Source organism: Kaistella solincola, from assembly GCF_000812875.1.
GTDB lineage: Bacteria > Bacteroidota > Bacteroidia > Flavobacteriales > Weeksellaceae > Kaistella > Kaistella solincola.
Genome location: NZ_JSYK01000003.1, coordinates 696,585 through 713,821, shown reverse-complemented (window position 1 = coordinate 713,821; position 17,237 = coordinate 696,585). Strand labels below are relative to the sequence as shown.

Annotated in this window: 17 protein-coding genes; 8 read left to right on the top strand and 9 right to left on the bottom strand. The window is 39.1% G+C overall.

What is annotated here, in order from left to right:
* From OA84_RS07330 to OA84_RS07315, 4 genes are all read left to right on the top strand, one after another.
* Entirely contained in the window at positions 1–495 is a 495-nt protein-coding gene (locus tag OA84_RS07330) for an adenylyltransferase/cytidyltransferase family protein (protein ID WP_233701830.1), read from the top strand.
* 118 nt (positions 496–613) lie between these two features.
* Complete coding sequence (locus OA84_RS07325) at positions 614–1,207, top strand: DUF6766 family protein (RefSeq protein WP_316930514.1); 594 nt, start codon at positions 614–616, stop codon at positions 1,205–1,207.
* Between the two features lie 281 nt (positions 1,208–1,488).
* Entirely contained in the window at positions 1,489–2,160 is a 672-nt protein-coding gene (gene gntA, locus OA84_RS07320) for a guanitoxin biosynthesis heme-dependent pre-guanitoxin N-hydroxylase GntA (protein WP_039344244.1), read from the top strand.
* Positions 2,161–2,170: 10 nt separating this feature from the next.
* The gene (locus tag OA84_RS07315) at positions 2,171–2,764 is read left to right on the top strand and encodes a DUF1989 domain-containing protein (RefSeq protein ID WP_039344242.1); all 594 of its coding nucleotides are present in this window, start codon (positions 2,171–2,173) and stop codon (positions 2,762–2,764) included.
* A gap of 59 nt (positions 2,765–2,823) precedes the next feature.
* Here the strand turns inward: OA84_RS07315 and OA84_RS07310 are convergent, their stop codons facing one another.
* Both OA84_RS07310 and OA84_RS07305 read right to left on the bottom strand, forming a co-directional pair.
* Complete coding sequence (locus OA84_RS07310) at positions 2,824–3,390, bottom strand: DUF421 domain-containing protein (protein WP_039344240.1); 567 nt, start codon at positions 3,388–3,390, stop codon at positions 2,824–2,826.
* A gap of 127 nt (positions 3,391–3,517) precedes the next feature.
* Complete coding sequence (locus OA84_RS07305; RefSeq protein WP_039344238.1) at positions 3,518–3,739, bottom strand: hypothetical protein; 222 nt, start codon at positions 3,737–3,739, stop codon at positions 3,518–3,520.
* A 328-nt stretch (positions 3,740–4,067) separates the two neighbouring features.
* Between OA84_RS07305 and OA84_RS07300 the strand changes: the two genes are divergently transcribed.
* The 4 genes from OA84_RS07300 to OA84_RS07285 all read left to right on the top strand — a co-directional run bounded on the left by OA84_RS07300 (position 4,068) and on the right by OA84_RS07285 (position 9,173).
* On the top strand, positions 4,068–5,345 hold the full coding sequence (locus OA84_RS07300; protein ID WP_156965068.1) for an NAD(P)/FAD-dependent oxidoreductase: 1,278 nt from the start codon (positions 4,068–4,070) through the stop codon (positions 5,343–5,345).
* 42 nt (positions 5,346–5,387) lie between these two features.
* Positions 5,388–6,128 (top strand): DUF3891 family protein, encoded by a 741-nt coding sequence (locus OA84_RS07295; RefSeq protein WP_039344234.1) that lies wholly within the window; start codon positions 5,388–5,390, stop codon positions 6,126–6,128.
* Positions 6,129–6,445: 317 nt separating this feature from the next.
* Positions 6,446–7,003 carry a YciE/YciF ferroxidase family protein gene (locus tag OA84_RS07290; RefSeq protein WP_039344232.1) on the top strand — a complete coding sequence of 186 codons (558 nt, stop codon included), beginning with the start codon at positions 6,446–6,448 and terminating at the stop codon, positions 7,001–7,003.
* Between the two features lie 31 nt (positions 7,004–7,034).
* Positions 7,035–9,173 carry a catalase gene (locus OA84_RS07285; protein WP_039344230.1) on the top strand — a complete coding sequence of 713 codons (2,139 nt, stop codon included), beginning with the start codon at positions 7,035–7,037 and terminating at the stop codon, positions 9,171–9,173.
* A 137-nt stretch (positions 9,174–9,310) separates the two neighbouring features.
* On the opposite strand, the gene OA84_RS07280 is transcribed toward OA84_RS07285, so the two are convergent.
* From OA84_RS07280 to OA84_RS07250, 7 genes are all read right to left on the bottom strand, one after another.
* Complete coding sequence (locus OA84_RS07280) at positions 9,311–10,408, bottom strand: pseudouridine synthase (protein WP_039344229.1); 1,098 nt, start codon at positions 10,406–10,408, stop codon at positions 9,311–9,313.
* 119 nt (positions 10,409–10,527) lie between these two features.
* Positions 10,528–11,424 (bottom strand): UbiA family prenyltransferase, encoded by an 897-nt coding sequence (locus tag OA84_RS07275; RefSeq protein WP_052252145.1) that lies wholly within the window; start codon positions 11,422–11,424, stop codon positions 10,528–10,530.
* A gap of 56 nt (positions 11,425–11,480) precedes the next feature.
* Positions 11,481–12,407, bottom strand: coding sequence for a mevalonate kinase family protein (locus OA84_RS07270; protein ID WP_039344225.1), 927 nt, complete (start codon positions 12,405–12,407; stop codon positions 11,481–11,483).
* Positions 12,408–12,511: 104 nt separating this feature from the next.
* Complete coding sequence (locus OA84_RS07265; RefSeq protein ID WP_039344222.1) at positions 12,512–13,999, bottom strand: MFS transporter; 1,488 nt, start codon at positions 13,997–13,999, stop codon at positions 12,512–12,514.
* Positions 14,000–14,098: 99 nt separating this feature from the next.
* Complete coding sequence (locus OA84_RS07260) at positions 14,099–15,277, bottom strand: acetyl-CoA C-acyltransferase (protein WP_039344220.1); 1,179 nt, start codon at positions 15,275–15,277, stop codon at positions 14,099–14,101.
* Positions 15,278–15,360: 83 nt separating this feature from the next.
* Positions 15,361–16,623, bottom strand: a complete 1,263-nt coding sequence (locus tag OA84_RS07255; RefSeq protein ID WP_039344218.1) for a nucleoside permease — start codon at positions 16,621–16,623, stop codon at positions 15,361–15,363.
* 15 nt (positions 16,624–16,638) lie between these two features.
* Positions 16,639–17,232: a bifunctional nuclease family protein gene (locus OA84_RS07250; RefSeq protein ID WP_039344216.1), complete on the bottom strand. Its 594-nt coding sequence runs from the start codon at positions 17,230–17,232 to the stop codon at positions 16,639–16,641.
* Positions 17,233–17,237 lie beyond the last annotated feature (5 nt).

Sequence of the window (17,237 nt, the reverse complement as noted above, 5' to 3'; positions counted from 1 at the left end):
ATGGAAAAAACAAATAATAAATCAGGGAATATGGTCGGAATCACTTTTAGCTGCTTCGATCTGCTACATGCCGGTCACGTAAGAATGTTGGCAGAAGCAAAATCGCAGTGCGACTATCTGATCGTCGGACTTCAAACCGATCCGACCATCGACAGGCCAGAAAAAAATAAACCGACGCAAACTGTAGTTGAACGTTACATTCAGCTTCACGCATGCAAATACGTGGATGAAATTATTCCATACACCACGGAAAAAGATCTGGAAGATATTTTAAAACTTTATAAAATTGATGTGCGCATCATCGGTGATGAATATAAAGATCAAAACTTTACGGGACGTGAATATTGCGAATCACAAAATATCAGACTCTACTACAACACCCGTCGCCACCGTTTTTCAAGTACCAATTTGCGAAAAGAAGTTTACATTCGGGAACATTCCAAACGTCAGGCGGAAATCATCGATATGCCGAAAAAGAGAAGTGAAATTAATTAAAAATTTGCCGCTTAAAGCGGCAAATTTTCGCTTTTACCAAATCATAAAATACAGAAATGAAAAAATTCTTTTTTGAGAACCGACTTTCTACCGTTTTTTTCGTCCTTTTTTACTCAGCATTACCAGACAGATTGTTTTAGGCATTCAGGAGTATAACAAAAACCTCGAGGAATGGGGCGGCCACGTTGTTGGTTTAGGCGAATATTTAACCTCAGGACATTTCATCGAAGCCACTTTTGAAAACTGGGAAAGTGAGTTTCTTCAAATGGCACTTTTGGTTTGGTTCACCATTTTTCTTTACCAAAAAGGTTCTTCGGAATCAAAGAAATTCGATGAGGAAAATCCTGTTGATAAAGAGCCTTCACCCGACAAAAAAGATGCGCCGTGGGCTGTCCGAAAAGGCGGAATTATTTTAAAAATCTATAAAAACTCGCTGTCTATTTCGCTTTTTATTCTGTTTATTCTATCTTTCATGCTTCACGTTTATGGAAGTCTGAAAGATGCAAATACCGAAAACCAACTCACAGGAAAACCTTTGGAAAACTGGCAGGAATATATTGCCAGCTCGCGGCTTTGGTTTGAGTCTTTCCAAAACTGGCAAAGCGAATTTCTGTCAGTTTTCGCCATCATCATCCTTTCCATTTTTCTAAGGCAAAAAGGTTCTTCACAATCAAAACCTGTAGATTCAGCACACTCGGAAACTGGTGATTAAATTTCAATAAATTAGACTTTAAAAGCGCAAAAAAAAGCTTTTGCGCTTTTTCTGTTTTAAATAACAAATTGCTGAATCTTAAAAAAACGCCTGAAATACGGCGAAAAATTTTTATTTGGTATAATTTGTGAAGGTTTCAGACGAATTCCTTGGAATAAGCAAGAGAGATTTTCGCGGCATTTACTGCAAAATATTCCATTACCTCTTCGAAAATAACTGCTTTTTGATTTACTGAAATGCTATCGAAATCTTGCCAATTTCATTATAAAATCACGAAAAAGATGAATACAACTGTAGAAACCCATCCAAAATTAAAAAAGATAGAAAAAGATTTTAGAAATTTTATAGATAACGAAGAACATCCGTGCATCATGGCGAAATCCATTATCAAAATGGAAAATTACCGACTCGGTGTTTACGACGATATGGAAGATCCGTCGGAATTGCAGCAACTGCTTTCGGATTTAAAAGATTATCTTGAAAATTATGATTTCAAAGGAAATAATTTTGAATCTTTTTTAGCGGTTTTTCCTAAAAATACATTCGATGATGAAATTAGTTTTGAAAAAGCCTTGTGGAATTCTTTGCAAAAACTTCACGAGCTGGACGATCAGGAATGGGATCCGCGTGTAAGTGACGATCCGGAAAATCCCAATTTCAGTTTCAGTTTAGGTGGAAGAGCGTTTTACATCATTGGAATGCATTCAAAAAGTTCAAGACTTGCACGTCGGGCGCCGTATCCGACTTTTGTTTTCAATCTTCATCACCAATTTGAAAAGCTGCGCGAAATGGGAACTTATGAAACCGTTCGGGATACTATTCGTCAGAATGATGCCGATTTACAGGGTGAAATCAATCCGGTTTTGCGGGATTTCGGTCAGGATTCCGAAGCTAAACAATATAGCGGCAGAAATGTAGAAAAAAATTGGAAATGTCCTTTCCATCATTCTTAAATAAAAATTGATGAGCGAAATTTGTACAATCGAAGAACAAAGCGGCAAAGCATTTTACCTGAAAAAAGGTGAAATTCTGACGGTAATTGATCCGGAAGGAATGCAGGTAAGCGACATGGTTTTGTTCAATGCAAATGATTTTAATGAAAAATTATCTTCGGGAAAAACGCTGGATTTTGAAGAATCAATTTTAATCAGCACCGGAAATTTTTTGTGGAGCAACCGTTCCCGAAAAATGATGGAAATTTTGGAAGACACCAACGGCAGAAATGATTTTCTACTGGCACCATGCAGCAAAGAAACTTTTGAAATTATGTATAATTACGAAGGCTATCATCCCAGCTGTCTCGAAAATTTATCAAAAAACTTAGCACCGATGGGCATTAAACAGGATGATATTCCTACAGCGTTCAACATTTTTATGAACGTTCAGTTTGACGAAAAAGGAAGGATTTCAGTTTTACCTCCAACTTCAAAAGCTGGTGATTATGTGAAATTTCAAGCTCAAATGGATCTTTTGGTTTGTTTAACAGCATGTTCCGCGGAAGACAGCAACGGTGGTAGTTTTAAACCAATTCAGTATTCAGTTAGCTCTGTTGAATAATTTTGAAATTTAAAAAAGTAAAAAAAACCCCACAAATAGCCGGTTTTTTTTGTCATGAATCAATTTTGATCCGATAAATGTTCCGGTAAAATTGAATTTTCCAGTACCGGAGGATTTTCATACTTAAAAACACTCAGTTCACCCGACTGCTCATAATATGCGTGCTCAACTTCAGATAAATATTGAATTCCGTGCTGGCGCAGAAGCATGAAAACTTCATTTTTATCAATATCATCTACTTCGAAATTTTCTTTAAGCAGCTTTCCGTGTTCCACCAATTTCATCACATTCGGGTGTGTGACTTTCCGCACGGGTTGGTATTTAATTCCGACATAAACGTACAATTTTTGGAAAGCAGCAATTAAGGTAATCACCGTCAGTGGAATGCTCAGCGGAATGCTTGGGTACAACATTGCGTCGCCCACCGCGCTTCCCATGGCGACGATCAGCAAAATATCGGAGCTGCCCAGTCCGCCCACTACTCTTTTGCCAATCCAGCGGATCATTAAAATGGTGTAAACCATTATGACGAGGATTCTCAGGACGACTTCCAGATAAATCAGTAAACCGAAATCTCCCCACAACATTTGCTTTAAATCAAATGAATATTCGCTGGCTTCTATCATATAAAATTTTTGGGTGTTAAATCCTGATATTTTTAATAACTAAAATTGATCCATTTATTATAAGGTCAAAGCATACCAAAAGTATCCGAAAAATTCTTCGAATACTTTTAGCATATTTTTGAAAGGGTTAAGGTTCTGTGTCCGGACGTTTTTCCTGCGGCGGCATTGCGGTCGGTCCGTTTGCGCTATCGATGCTGTCACCCGCGAGAGAGTCATTTGCTCTGTTTTGAATTAAAGCATCACGCGTTTCCGCATAATCCGCTGGCTGGGTATTGGAATTCGATTCATTTTTGGAACAGGCGCTTAGCACGAGTCCAAATAAAACTGCGGTAATAATTTTTGCTTTCATCACCTTTAATTTTTTAATGTTTTAAAAGTTGCATCATTTGTTGTACCAAACCAGTTTTTCAATCTCATTTCAGCGAAATTTTTTGGCTGCTAAACGGCGCGAATTTCTCAAAATGCCGAAACATAATGTGCTGAATAGTAAAACACTATTTTTATTTCGCCAGGAAATGGCATAAAGTATGATGATTTTTAAAACCGTTTTCAAGCTAAAAAAGGAAAATTACCTTAAACAACACGGATAATTTTCAAGCCACGTTTTAACCTTTCCTTCTTAAAAAATTGCCCCTTAAAGCAGGTAAAAATTTTATTTAAAAAAAATTAAAATGAGTATGGACCGAAAAAAAATACTGATTATCGGCGGTGGTTTTGCCGGCGTAAACCTCGCTGAAAAGCTTGCTGATAAACCCGGTTTTGAAATCACGCTGGTGGACAAAAACAATTACAATTTCTTTCCGCCTTTAATTTATCAGGTTGCCACGGGATATTTGGAAACGTCAAGCATTTGCTATCCGTACAGGCTGCTTTTCCGCGGAAAGAAAAATTTTCGGTACAGACTGGGCGAGCTTGAAGAAATCTTTCCTGCAGAAAAAAAAGTGATGCTTTCCACCGGCGAAGTTTCCTACGATTATTTGGTTATAGCAACCGGTTGCGTCACGAATTATTTCGGGATTAAAAGTATTGAAGAAAACGCCATACCAATGAAAACAGTTTCCGATGCGCTTTCCATGCGGAACACTTTATTGGAACGGCTGGAAATGGCATCGCGCGAAACCGATCCGGAACAATGCAAAAGATTGTTAACCGTTGTGGTTGCGGGCGGCGGTCCAACTGGCGTGGAAATTTCCGGAATGTTTGCCGAAATGAAAAAAAATATCATTGCCAAAGATTATCCGGAGCTGAAAGGCGCCGGCGGTGAAATTTATCTTGTCGATGGTTTAAACGCTGTACTTACGCCGATGAGCGAAAAATCGCAGCAATACACTTATAAAAAACTGACCGAGATGGGCGTTAAAATTAAGCTCAATACCATGGTCACCGAGTTTAAAGATGATGCTGTGCAGTTTAAAAACGGCGAATCTATTCCAACAAAAAATTTAATCTGGGCAGCGGGTGTCACTGCCATTATTTTTAAAGGTTTACCCCAGGAAGCTTATGGCCGCGGAAAAAGATTAATTGTTGATGCCTATAACAGACTCGTCGGCTTCGATGATATTTTCGCGTTAGGCGACACCAGTTTAATGACCGCCGATCCCAATTTTCCGGAAGGTCATCCGCAGGTTGCGCAGGTCGCGATTCAGCAGGCTGATAATTTAGCTGAAAACTTTCTGGAAGGTTTTCAAAAGGGAACGCCAAAACCTTTCAGCTATCACGACAAAGGTTCGATGGCAATTATTGGAAAAAATAAAGCCGTTGCCGAATTTCCGAAACCAAAAATGTTTTTTTCGGGATTTATCGCCTGGGCGATGTGGCTTTTCATTCACCTGCTTTCGCTTATCAATTATCGAAACCGCATCAGCACGCTGTATAACTGGACCACGGCCTATTTCACCAAAGATATGGCGCTGCGTTTCATCGTTCGGACAAAACCAAAAAATACCGAGGAATAACGTCAAATTTTTGCTGTTTAAATTTCTGCTAAATAATTAATAATGATTGTCACTTCGCACCGCAAAGGCTGGAAAATCATCAATCAACGCTCGCATGGTTTGCTTGCAGCGATGTTGGCGTACCAATATGATATTGATTTACCAAATGATATCATGGTCCCGACGCTGATTGCAATTGCAGAACACGACGACGGTGCTGCCGAAACGCAGCAAAGTAAAAACCTCACGGAAGCCGGCGCGCCACGTCATTTTGCAATAGAAGACGGCAAGAAAAAAACCGATATTAAGCAGAAATTAAGCGTGATGGAACTTGCGACGGCAAAAAGTCAGCTGAATGCGCTTTTAACATCGATGCACATTGATTTTGTTTTTGGTGAAGAAGAAAGGAAAAAAGATGAAAACCTGAAAAATTTCCTGAAAGAGCAGGAAAAAAACCGTCGGGTTATTTTGAAATCTTTGAGCATAGACCAAAAATATGCGGAACGGATTTACCGCTTTGTGGAATGGTGCGACGCATTTTCTTTGCTGATTTGCATGGATAAAATACAGCCGGAAGGCCGCAAAATGGAGATTTCTGAAGGTCCGGACGGTGTGGTGAATCAAACTTTTTATAAAGCCGAGAATTTAATCGGCGTGGAACCGTGGGTTTTTAAAAACGAGACTTTCAAAGCTTTTTACGAATATAAAATTATCGAACAGCTGCAGTTTTCTTCGATTGAGGAGTTTAATGAAATATGCGAAAAAACACCAGTTCAGCGGGAAGAATTTACGTTTTCAAAATAAAATTTTTTCGGCGTAACTCGTTTTAAAATATTTATTTAAATTTTTTCGGAGCTAAATGAGCACTTTTTTCTATTTTGTTTCAGTTCATCAAATCGAAAAATTTTGCGGTTTTAGCGGCGTTTTTTTTGTTTTGATTTTACAAACATGCAGTTCTTTAATTAGTCGTAATCTAAATTAAAGACACAGCATCAACTTGGTTTAAAAGTTGTTCCGTGTTTTGCTTAAACTTTCTTGGAAATTCGAAAAGTTTAGCTGTTTAAAATCAAAGAAAGAAACGCAAAAAAATAGCTTTTTAACACCAAATAAATTCACAAATAATGGAAACAAAGAAAAAATCATCACAAAAATCAGAAGTAGCAGGCACACTTCGGGAACTTTTTCTCGACAGTCTGAAGGACATTTACTATGCAGAAAATGCGCTCGTGAAAACTTTGCCAGTAATGTTCGAGCAGGCAACCAACCAAAAACTAAAAACCGCAATTAAAGATCATTTAGCGCAGACCAAAGAACAGGTTGTGCGTCTGGAAATGGTTTTTGAATCGCTCGGCGAAAAAGCAGAAGGCAAAAAATGTCCGGCAATTGAAGGAATTATTACCGAAGGAAATGAGGTGATGAATTCTACCGTGGAAGGTCCGGTTCGCGACGCCGGAATTATTGCAAGCGCGCAAAAAGTGGAACATTACGAAATTGCATCTTACGGAACTTTAGCTGCTTTTGCGAAAACTTTAAATGAACGAACTGCTTTGGATTTACTGCTCCGAACTTTAGGTGAAGAAAAAAAGTCTGACACTTTACTGAGCTACATTGCGGATACCAACTTAAATTCTCAAGCTGTAGACGGAAAACTTCAGTCAAAAGATCTAAATGCCGTGTAGTAAAGACCAAATAACATTAAAAAAAGACAAGATGAAAATAAACGAAAGTGAACCATTTGAAAACGGAGCTAATCCGAAGAAAGAACAGCTCGGCAAGTATACGACTGATAACCAGGGCGAATTTCTAAATACCAACCAGGGTTTAAAAATTAATGACGACCAAAATTCTTTAAAAGCCGGTGACCGCGGACCGACGCTTTTGGAAGATTTTATACTGCGTGAAAAGATTACGCATTTTGACCACGAAAGAATTCCGGAAAGAATTGTGCACGCACGAGGTTCCGGCGCACATGGCGTTTTCGAGCTGTTCAAACCGATGGGAAAATATACAAAAGCAAAATTTCTGAATGATACTTCCATAAAAACACCGGTATTTGCCCGTTTTTCCACCGTACAGGGATCGAGAGGTTCTACAGATATGCCGAGAGATGTGCGCGGATTTGCGGTAAAATTTTATACGCAGGAAGGAAATTATGATTTGGTAGGAAATAATATGCCGGTATTTTTTATTCAGGATGCGACTAAATTTCCAGATTTGGTACATGCTGTAAAGCCCGAACCACACAATGAAATCCCACAAGCGGCGTCAGCACATGACACTTTCTGGGATTTTGTTTCTTTGATGCCGGAAACCATGCACAACGTAATTTGGAAAATGAGTGACCGTGGTATCCCACGTAGTGTACGAACCATGGAAGGGTTTGGTATTCACACTTTCCGATTTATTAATGATGAAGGAAAGTCGCATTTTGTAAAATTTCACTGGAAACCAAAACAAGGTGTTTTAGGTCTGGCTTGGGACGAAGCGCAAAGAATCGCTGGAAAAGACACTGATTATCACCGACGCGATCTTTGGGAAGCGATTGATGAAGGCCATTATCCTGAATGGGAACTCGGTGTGCAGATTGTGGCGCAGGAAGACGAGTATAAATTTCCGTTCGATCTTCTGGACCCGACGAAATTAATTCCGGAAGAAATGGTTCCGGTAGAGATAATAGGGAAAATGACTTTGAATAGAAATCCGGATAATTTCTTTGCTGAAACTGAACAGGTTGCTTTCCACCCCGGACATTTGGTTCCTGGCATCGATTTTACCAACGATCCGCTACTTCAAGGACGACTATTTTCTTATACTGATACGCAGATTTCACGATTAGGCGGGCCTAATTTCCATGAAATTCCAATTAATAAATCCATTCCGGAAGTTACAAATAACCAGCGAGACGGAATGCACAGAATGCAGATTAACAAAGGAAAAGTGTCTTATAATCCAAATTCGATTGGAGGCGGCTGTCCGTTCCAGGCAATGATTTCGGAAGGTGGATTTTCATCGTTTGAAGAACGCATCGATGCTTCAAAAATCCGTCAACGCAGCAAAAGTTTTTTCGATCATTTCAGCCAACCGGCTTTGTTTTACCAAAGCATGTCCGATGCTGAAAAAAGACACATTCAAAACGCGTTTTCGTTTGAGTTAGGAAAAGTGAAAATCGTTCCGATCCGTCAGCGCGTGGTAAATATGCTGTTAGAAGTTAATGAAGAATTGTCGCAAATCGTGGGGAAAAATTTAGGTCTAACTCCCGAAAGATTACCACAGCCGATTACGGACGGAATTCCGGCAGGTGCAGATCTGGAGCATTACCATTCCTTTAAAAACAAACTTCCCGTGAATGACGCGCCGTCATTAAGCATGGCGAATAAACTGCCGACGAATATTATAGCGCGCAGAATTGCCATTTTAACCGCCGATGGTGTAAATGATGAAGCCTTTACGAAAGTAAAAAAAGAACTTTGCGATATGGGAGCAATGGTTTCTGTTATAGCTCCGCATCACGGTTTTGTGAGCACCATTTCAGGTGATGAATATCCAATTGATGAAAGTTTGCTAACGGCTGCTTCGGTAGTTTTTGATGCAGTGTATGTCGCTGGTGGAAACAGTACGGAAACGCTTGCTGGAAATCCGGATGCGCTGCATTTCGTAGCAGAAGCTTATAAACATTGTAAGCCAATAGCAACAGCTGAAGACGCTTCTGATTTTTTAAATAAAGCAATTCCGGAAGTAAAACTACCGGCGAAAGGTGTTACTACGAACGGAGATTTAGCGGAACTGGTAGAAAATATCAAACTGCACCGTTTCTGGGATCGTGAGGAAAACCCGAAAGTACCAGCGTAAATTTTTAAATTAAAAAAGAGACTTTTTCAAAGTCTCTTTTATTTTGATGAAAATATGGTTTTAAAAAATTTCGTGTTATTTGGCTTAAAAATCCTGTTTTGCAAATCCACAAAAAAAGTCGTTTTAGCTCGGACTTTTTAAAGCATTTTTAAATTGTTCACTTCCAGATCTGTGAGGATTCTCCAGTGACCACGCTTGATATTTTTCTTGGTTAAACCGGCGAACATTACGCGGTCTAAAAGTTCAACTTCGTAACCCAATTTTTGGAAAATTCGGCGCACTACTCTATTCCATCCGATGTGAAGCTCGATACCGACTTCATTTTTCGGTTTTCCTTCGATGTAGGAGATATTATCAACTTCTGCGATGCCTTCTTCCAGACGGATTCCTTCTGCGATTGCGTTAAGGTCTGCACGGTCCAGTTTTCGATCCAAAGTAACGTGATAAATCTTTTTCATTTGGAATGACGGATGCGTAAGCTTTTTCGTCATGTGACCGTCATTGGTAAGCAAAATTACGCCCGTGGTTGAACGGTCCAGTCTGCCGACAGGAAATAAGCGGTACGGCGAAGCATTTGCCACCAAATCCATTACGGTTTTACGCGCTTTTTCATCTTTGGTCGTAGAAATGTAGCCTTTTGGTTTATTCAATAAAACATAAACCGGTTTTTCCGGTGTAATCCCCTGACCGTCAAAAATAACTTTATCGGTTTTCTGAACCTGATAGCCCATTTCAGTCACTACCTGACCGTTCACCTGAACAAGTCCCTGAGTGATGAGTTCATCAGCTTCGCGACGTGAACAAATGCCGGAATTCGCGATGTATTTATTTAAACGGATGGATTCTTTCGGAATTTCTTTTGCTAATTTATCGAACCTTCTTTTCTGTACATATGAACGTGTTTTTTCAGCTTGATCTACAGGAACGAAAGGTTTTTTGTATGGCTTTTTGTCACCAGTTTTTTCCAATTTTGAACTAGAATCAAAAGATTTTCCGATTCTTTTCCCCATTTTTCGGGAAGCCGGTTTGTTGAAAGTTTTTTCGTAAGATCTTGCTTCAGACTGCGATAAAAGGCGCGGTTCTCTTGGCGCTTTCGGTTCTTTTGCTTCCTGTTTTTCTACAGGTTTTTCAGCACGTGGTCGCGCAGACTTTGTCGCACGCGGTTTTGCAGAACTTCCTTTGTTAGAAATTTTGCTGATGCGTGCTTTTTTATTACCATTGCTGTCTCTGCTCATTTTTCCGAAAAATTTTATCTGCAAAGATACGCTATTTTTAAATTATCGGTCGTAACGTTTGAGAGGTAAAATATATCAAAACCAAAAAATCTGCCTTTTTAAGACCGAATTTTTCGAAATTAGTAGAAGTAATAACTTTTAATTCCGTTCGCGAGCATGGCCAGAATTCCAATAAAAATCCAAATCCTCATTAAATTTAAATTGAGGAATTTGCCATTTTTTACTTTAATTAAAATCAGAAAAACCGAAACAATCTGCACCAAAATACTGATAGCAAAATAATAGCTCATTATGGAACCCAAACCTTTAATATAAATAATACAACCGCAGGTTACCATTACAGAAATCAGCAAAAAAACGAGCAAATAGCGGGTAATTTTTTGAGAGAACGAATTTGGAATCGTGGCGTAACCGAAAATTTTATCCGCGTTTTTGGTGAGTGTATCTTTAATAATGTCGATGATAAGCAACATCAAAAAGATAAAAACCGAAAGCAAAATGATGTACAACGACAGCGTTCGGTAATAAACGAGCATGCCGAAAAACGGATACAGCGTGAGTCCGACGAAAGTGATGTTGTTCAGCACCAGAATTTTGCTGAGTTTGTGGCTGTAAAACCACATCAAAAACTGGTAAATGAGAAAAAAAATAAAAACGCGCTCTGAAATAAGCACCGCCAGCGTAAGCGAGAATAAATTTAAAATCAGGTAAGCGTACAGGAAATATTTCTGTTTCAGGAAATTCTGCAGTTTCGTTCGGAAGGGTTTTGTGATCTGATCTTTTTCGCGGTCGTAAAACTGGTTGATAATTCCGCCCGCTAAAACGCTTAAAATGGTGCAGAAAATAATCCCGTGAACGCGCAGATCAAAAACAAATTCGCGCAGGCTTTCTTCCTGGTTAAACAGAAAAAAAGTGGAAACGTATAAAGCGAATGTTAAAAGTAAAGTGACGAAAACTTTGGCGCCCATTAAAAAGGCGATAAACTGCGATAAGCGGTAAACCAAAGGATTTTTCATGCGCCGGAAAGTCACTTAGGTAAATACATTTTATGTGGCTTTTTGGCTCGAGTTTTTTAGAACCTGTAAATGACTTCTTTGTGAAAACCTTCCAGCATCTTTTCGGCTTTCTTATAGTCTTTTGTAAAACCAAGAATATAGCCACCACCGCCGCTGCCACACAGTTTCAGATAATATGCGTTGGTATCGAGACCGTTTTTCCAGGCTTTATAAATGCTTTCGGGAATCATCGGTTTAAAATGTTCATACGCCCACACGGAAAGACTTTTTAAGTTTTTGAAGAGCGGCGTCATTTCTTTTTTCAGAAATGCGTCGATACAGGCGTTGTTATAGCGAATAAACTCTTCCTTCATAGTTTTGCGGAAACCTTCGGTTTTCATTTTTTCAAAGAAAATCTGCACCATCGGGCCGGTTTCGCCGGTCATTCCGGAATCAATAAGGAAAATAGCGCCTTTTCCTTCCTGACTAGCGGGAATTGACACTTTATCTACGTTCTCTTTGCTTTCGATAAGAATCGGTAGATTCATGTAACAAATCAGCGGATCTATACCCGAACTTTTTCCGTGAAAATAACTTTCCATTTCACCGAAAACTCTTTTCAGATTCATCAGTTGGTCTTTGGAAATACTGTCAGGTGTAAAATCAGTTTTAGAATATCTTTCGAAAATTGCTGCAACCATGGCACCGGAGCTTCCTACGCCGTAACCTTGCGGAATGTTGGAATCAAAAAAAAGGCCTTTTTCGATGTCTTTTTTTAGTTCTGAAATATTGAGTTCGAAAGATTTTGGCAGGTCTAATTTCTCAAGATAATCGGAATATTTCTGAAGGGAAAGGTTCGATTTTTTTTCGAAATCGCTGCTTAAATGGGAAAACTTCAGTGTTCCTTTATAAAAGCTGTAAGGCACCGTCAATCCGTGAGAATTTTCGATGATACCATACTCTCCAAAAAGGAGGATTTTCGCGTAAAATAGAGGATTTGCCATTAATTTAAACTGCTCAATTGTGTTGATGCAAAATTACAAAAAATTTGATTAGAAATTGCTAATCAACTAACAATATATAAGCCAAAGGTGTTGAATGTCAGTTATTAAACCGCAGCTTTATTATTCGACTTTAATTTTAAAAAGCGAATTAGAATAAGTCCGATCGCAAAAAACAACGTCATCGACAGTGCCGCGAAGCGCATATTGTGATATTGCTCAATCATCGTGGCAAAAATAAATGTTCCGATAATGATTGCGATTTTTTCCAAAACATCATAGAAACTGAAATAAGTAGTGTTATCCATGCTGTTTTCCGGCAGAAGTTTCGAGTATGTAGAGCGTGACATTGCCTGCAAACCGCCCATCACCAAACCTATAATAGCGGCAATTCCGTAAAACTGATATTCAACATTCGGGTTTTCTTTGTTCAGATAAAATGCAGAAAGACAAGCGACAATCCACAAAGCAATTGCGATTGTAATCACATTTTTGTTACCAATTCGTCGGGATAAACGCGAAAAAATAAGTGCTCCGATGATGGCTTCAATTTGAATAAGCAATAAAACCATAATAAGCCGGTCCTGCTCGAGATTTATTTCACTTTTACCGAAAAGTGTTGCCATCAAGAAAATGGTTTGCATGCCGACACTGTAAAAGAAAAAGCTGGACAGGAAAAATTTCAGATTACGGTCTGCAAACAAGGTTTTTCCAACCTTGAAAAGTTCGCGGAAACTCTGACGGGCAATGTCCAGATAAAAATGAAAATTATCCTTTAATACCTCCCAAAATCCGCCCTGCTCCTCATGCTTTTTAAAAATGTTTTTGTAGTTCAGCAAAACCAAATCTTTCGGCAGCTGTTCTTTGATATTACCGAATTGCGGTAAATGTTTAAAAGTATATTGTGCAAAAACAAACCACCACGCGCCGGTTAAAAGGAAAGAAATTCGGGTATAAGTTTTGGCTTCTTCGGCATTTTTCGCAAAAACCTGAATAAGCACAAGGCAAATAATTACAAGCACCACGGACCCCAGATAGCCATAAACGTAACCTTTGGCCGACAGCGCATCCTGCTTGTCGGGCGTTGCAATATCCGGTAAAAAGGAATTATAAAACACCAAACTTCCCCAGAAACCTACACTTGCGGTAATGCTGAAAAGCAAACCTAAAAAGACGTTTTCCATGCCGGTAAACATCGCCAGTCCCATACATGAAGTTGAACCGAGATAACAGAAAAACTGAAGGAATGATTTTTTATTACCGATGGTATCCGCTAACGACGATAGAAACGGCGAAAGTAAAACCACGATTAAAAATGAAATGGTGAGTGAATAACCATAAATCGCGTCGGGTTGATATTCTTTACCAAAAATTGATATCATGTGCCGCACCGGAACCTTTATCCATTGACCTGTTTCCGCCACATACTCGCTTTTTTCGGAAGCGGTGGTGAGAATGGAATAATAAATTGGAAAAATGGTTGACGTAATAACCAAAGAATACACCGAATTTGCCCAGTCGTACAGCGCCCAGGCTTTCATGATTTTCGGATTGTTCTTGATATTTTTAGGAGGTAAATCTTCTTTTTCCGGCATTATTTTAAAATTATTCTAACAAAAATAACAAAACCATTAAGATTCTGCGGAAAAAATCCACAGTAATTCTTAATGGCTTGGTTATTAAGTGGTTATTGTTTATAAATTCTCAATTACAATAGCTGAAGCGCCGCCGCCACCGTTGCATATTGCAGCTGCACCGTATTTACCGTTATTTTGTTTTAAAACATTAATTAAAGTCACAATAATTCTGGAACCAGAACTTCCAAGCGGGTGACCTAAAGAAACCGCGCCACCATTTACGTTTACTTTAGCAGCATCAAGACCTAAAATTTTGTTATTAGCTAAACCTACAACCGAAAAAGCTTCATTGAACTCGAAATAATCGATGTCGGAAAGTTTCATACTTACTTTCCTTAAAGCAATTGGCAACGCTTTCGACGGTGCGGTGGTAAACCATTCCGGTTCGTGCGCAGCGTCAGCGTAAGAGATAATTTTGGCAAGAGGTTTTAGACCTAACTCCTCCATCTTTTCTTTTGACATCAAAACCAACGCAGAGGCGCCGTCGTTTAATGTTGAAGCGTTTGCAGCAGTTATAGTTCCGTTTTCTTTTTGAAAAACGGTTGCTAAAGTGCCAATTTTTTCGAAATTAACAGCTTTAAATTCCTCGTCTTCGCTGAAAATTTTTGGATCACCTTTTCTTTGCGGAATTTCTACCGGCACCACTTCATCAGAAAATTTACCTTCGCTCCAGGCTTTTGCAGATCTTTTGTAAGATTCAATTGCAAAATTATCCTGATCTTCACGCGAAAAACCATGTTCTGCGGCACATTTTTCAGCGCAAACTCCCATGTGTACTTTTCCGTAAACATCTGTTAAACCATCGTGTACCATTCCGTCCGTCATTTTTACATCACCTAATTTGGTCGATTTTCTGGCGTTGAAATAATGCGGTACAGAAGACATATTTTCCATTCCACCCGCTACGATTACATCCTGATCACCAGCTTTAATGGACTGAGCAGCCATCATTACCGCTTTCATTCCGGAAGCACAAACTTTGTTGATAGTGGTTGTTGGTGTTTCATTAGACAAACCTGCACCCATCGCAGCCTGCCTTGCAGGAGCCTGACCTTCGCCAGCCTGTAAAACATTTCCCATATACACTTCCTGAACCTGTTTCGGATCAAGATTAATTTTATCTAAAGCACCTTTAATCGCAGTTGAACCTAGTTTTGTTGCAGGAACATCAGCTAAACTTCCCAGGAAACTTCCCATTGGAGTCCGCACTGCAGATACGATGAATACTTCTTTCATTTGATTTATTTTTAAATTTTAGAGTACGCCAAATTACAAAAAAAAACACACTCTGAAAAAAGTGTGTTTTAAGGGCAAATTAATTAAAGTGTTAAATCTGCAACTGCTTCAGGATCGTGTTTATGCTTAAACATCACGCTAAACAGCAGCGCAATCACCAATGCGTAAATCGCAAAAACCAGCCAGATTTCGTGCCACATTTTATCACCGTTTTCATGGGTGAAAAATTCCTGAATAAGCCAGCCGCTGAGCAAGCTTCCCATAATGGCACCAAAACCGTTGGTCATCATCATGAAAAGTCCCTGAGCTGAAGAGCGAATTTTATAATCAGTAGTGGTTTCAACAAAAAGTGAACCTGAAATATTGAAGAAATCGAACGCCATTCCGTAAACGATGCATGAAAGAATTATCAAACCTAAACCAAAACCTTCCGGTCCACCATAGGCGAAAAAACCGAAACGTAAAACCCAGGCAAACATCGAAATCAACATTACGTTTTTAATACCGTATCTTTTTAAAGCAAATGGAATTGCCAATATAAACAGTGTTTCTGAAATCTGGGAAATGGACATTATTAATGTTGAGCGTTTTACCACAAAACTGTCAGCATATTCCGGTATTTTTCCGAAATCCGACAGATACGTATCGCCGTACATATTAGTAAGCTGAAGCGCCGCACCCAAAAACATTGAAAACAAAAAGAAAAGCGCCATTTTGTAATCCTTGAACAGCGAAAAAGCATTTAAGCCTAATTTTTCAGATAATGGTGCATCTTCCGGAATTAAATTTTGCGGTGGACATTTCGGTAAAGTAAATGCGTAAATTCCTAAAAAAATCGCGACAACAGCGGCAATATAAAATTGAGAGCCGGAATCTTTATTACCTGTTGTTAAATTGGTAATCCACATCGCGGCGATGAAACCAATAGTTCCCCAAACCCGAATCGGCGGGAAAACTTTCACCACGTCATAATTGTTATTTTTCAGAATGTAATATGCAATGGAATTGGAAAGTGAAATGGTTGGCATATAAAACATCATTGCCAAAAGCATCACCCAAAAGAAATTGTCCGGTGAAGTGACCGCCGGTAAAAAACACAAGGTAATTCCGTAAAAAATATGAAGTATTCCGAAGAGTTTTTCTGCATTGATCCAACGGTCGGCGATGATTCCGGTAATAGCGGGCATAATAAGCGAAGCGATTCCTAAAGTAGCAAAAACCTTCCCAAATTCTTCTCCACCCCACTGTTTCGTACCGAACCAATAAACTCCTATGGTGATAAGCCACGCGCCCCAGACAAAAAATTGTAAAAAAGACAGTACGGTAAGACGTAATTTTAAATTCATATAATCGTTGTGATATTAGTCTATTTTCTTTTTGCGCCGCTTAATTTCCTCCTGGATTTCCAAGGCAGCATCGAAATCTTCATCTTTTACGGCATCTTCCAGAAGTTTATGTAAATCTTCGAGTGTTAAACTCGATAAATTTCCTTCCGAAACCTCTTCATATGGTGTATCCTGTTTAGAAACATCTTCAAGTTCCAAAAGAATACCGGCTTCGCTTAAAACCTGCTGGGTTGTGTAGATTGGTGCTTCAAAACGAACCGCCATCGCTACGGCGTCGGAAGTGCGCGCATCCATAATTAATTCTTCGTTGGATTCTTTATTTTTAAAATTGATGTTGGAGAAAAAAACACCGTCGATAATCTGATAAATGATCACCGAAGTGATTTCGTAATTAGCTGAAGAAATAAATTTCGAGAACAAATCGTGCGTTAGCGGGCGCGGCGGGTGAATATCTTTTTCTAAACCGAGCGAGATCGCCTGCGCTTCAAAATTACCTATGACTACAGGAAGTTTTACATTGCTTTCTTCGTGTTCCAGAAGCAGTGCATAAGCACCGGATTGCGTCTGGCTGTACGAAATTCCGCGAATGGTTAGTTTTTTATAATCCATAAGTA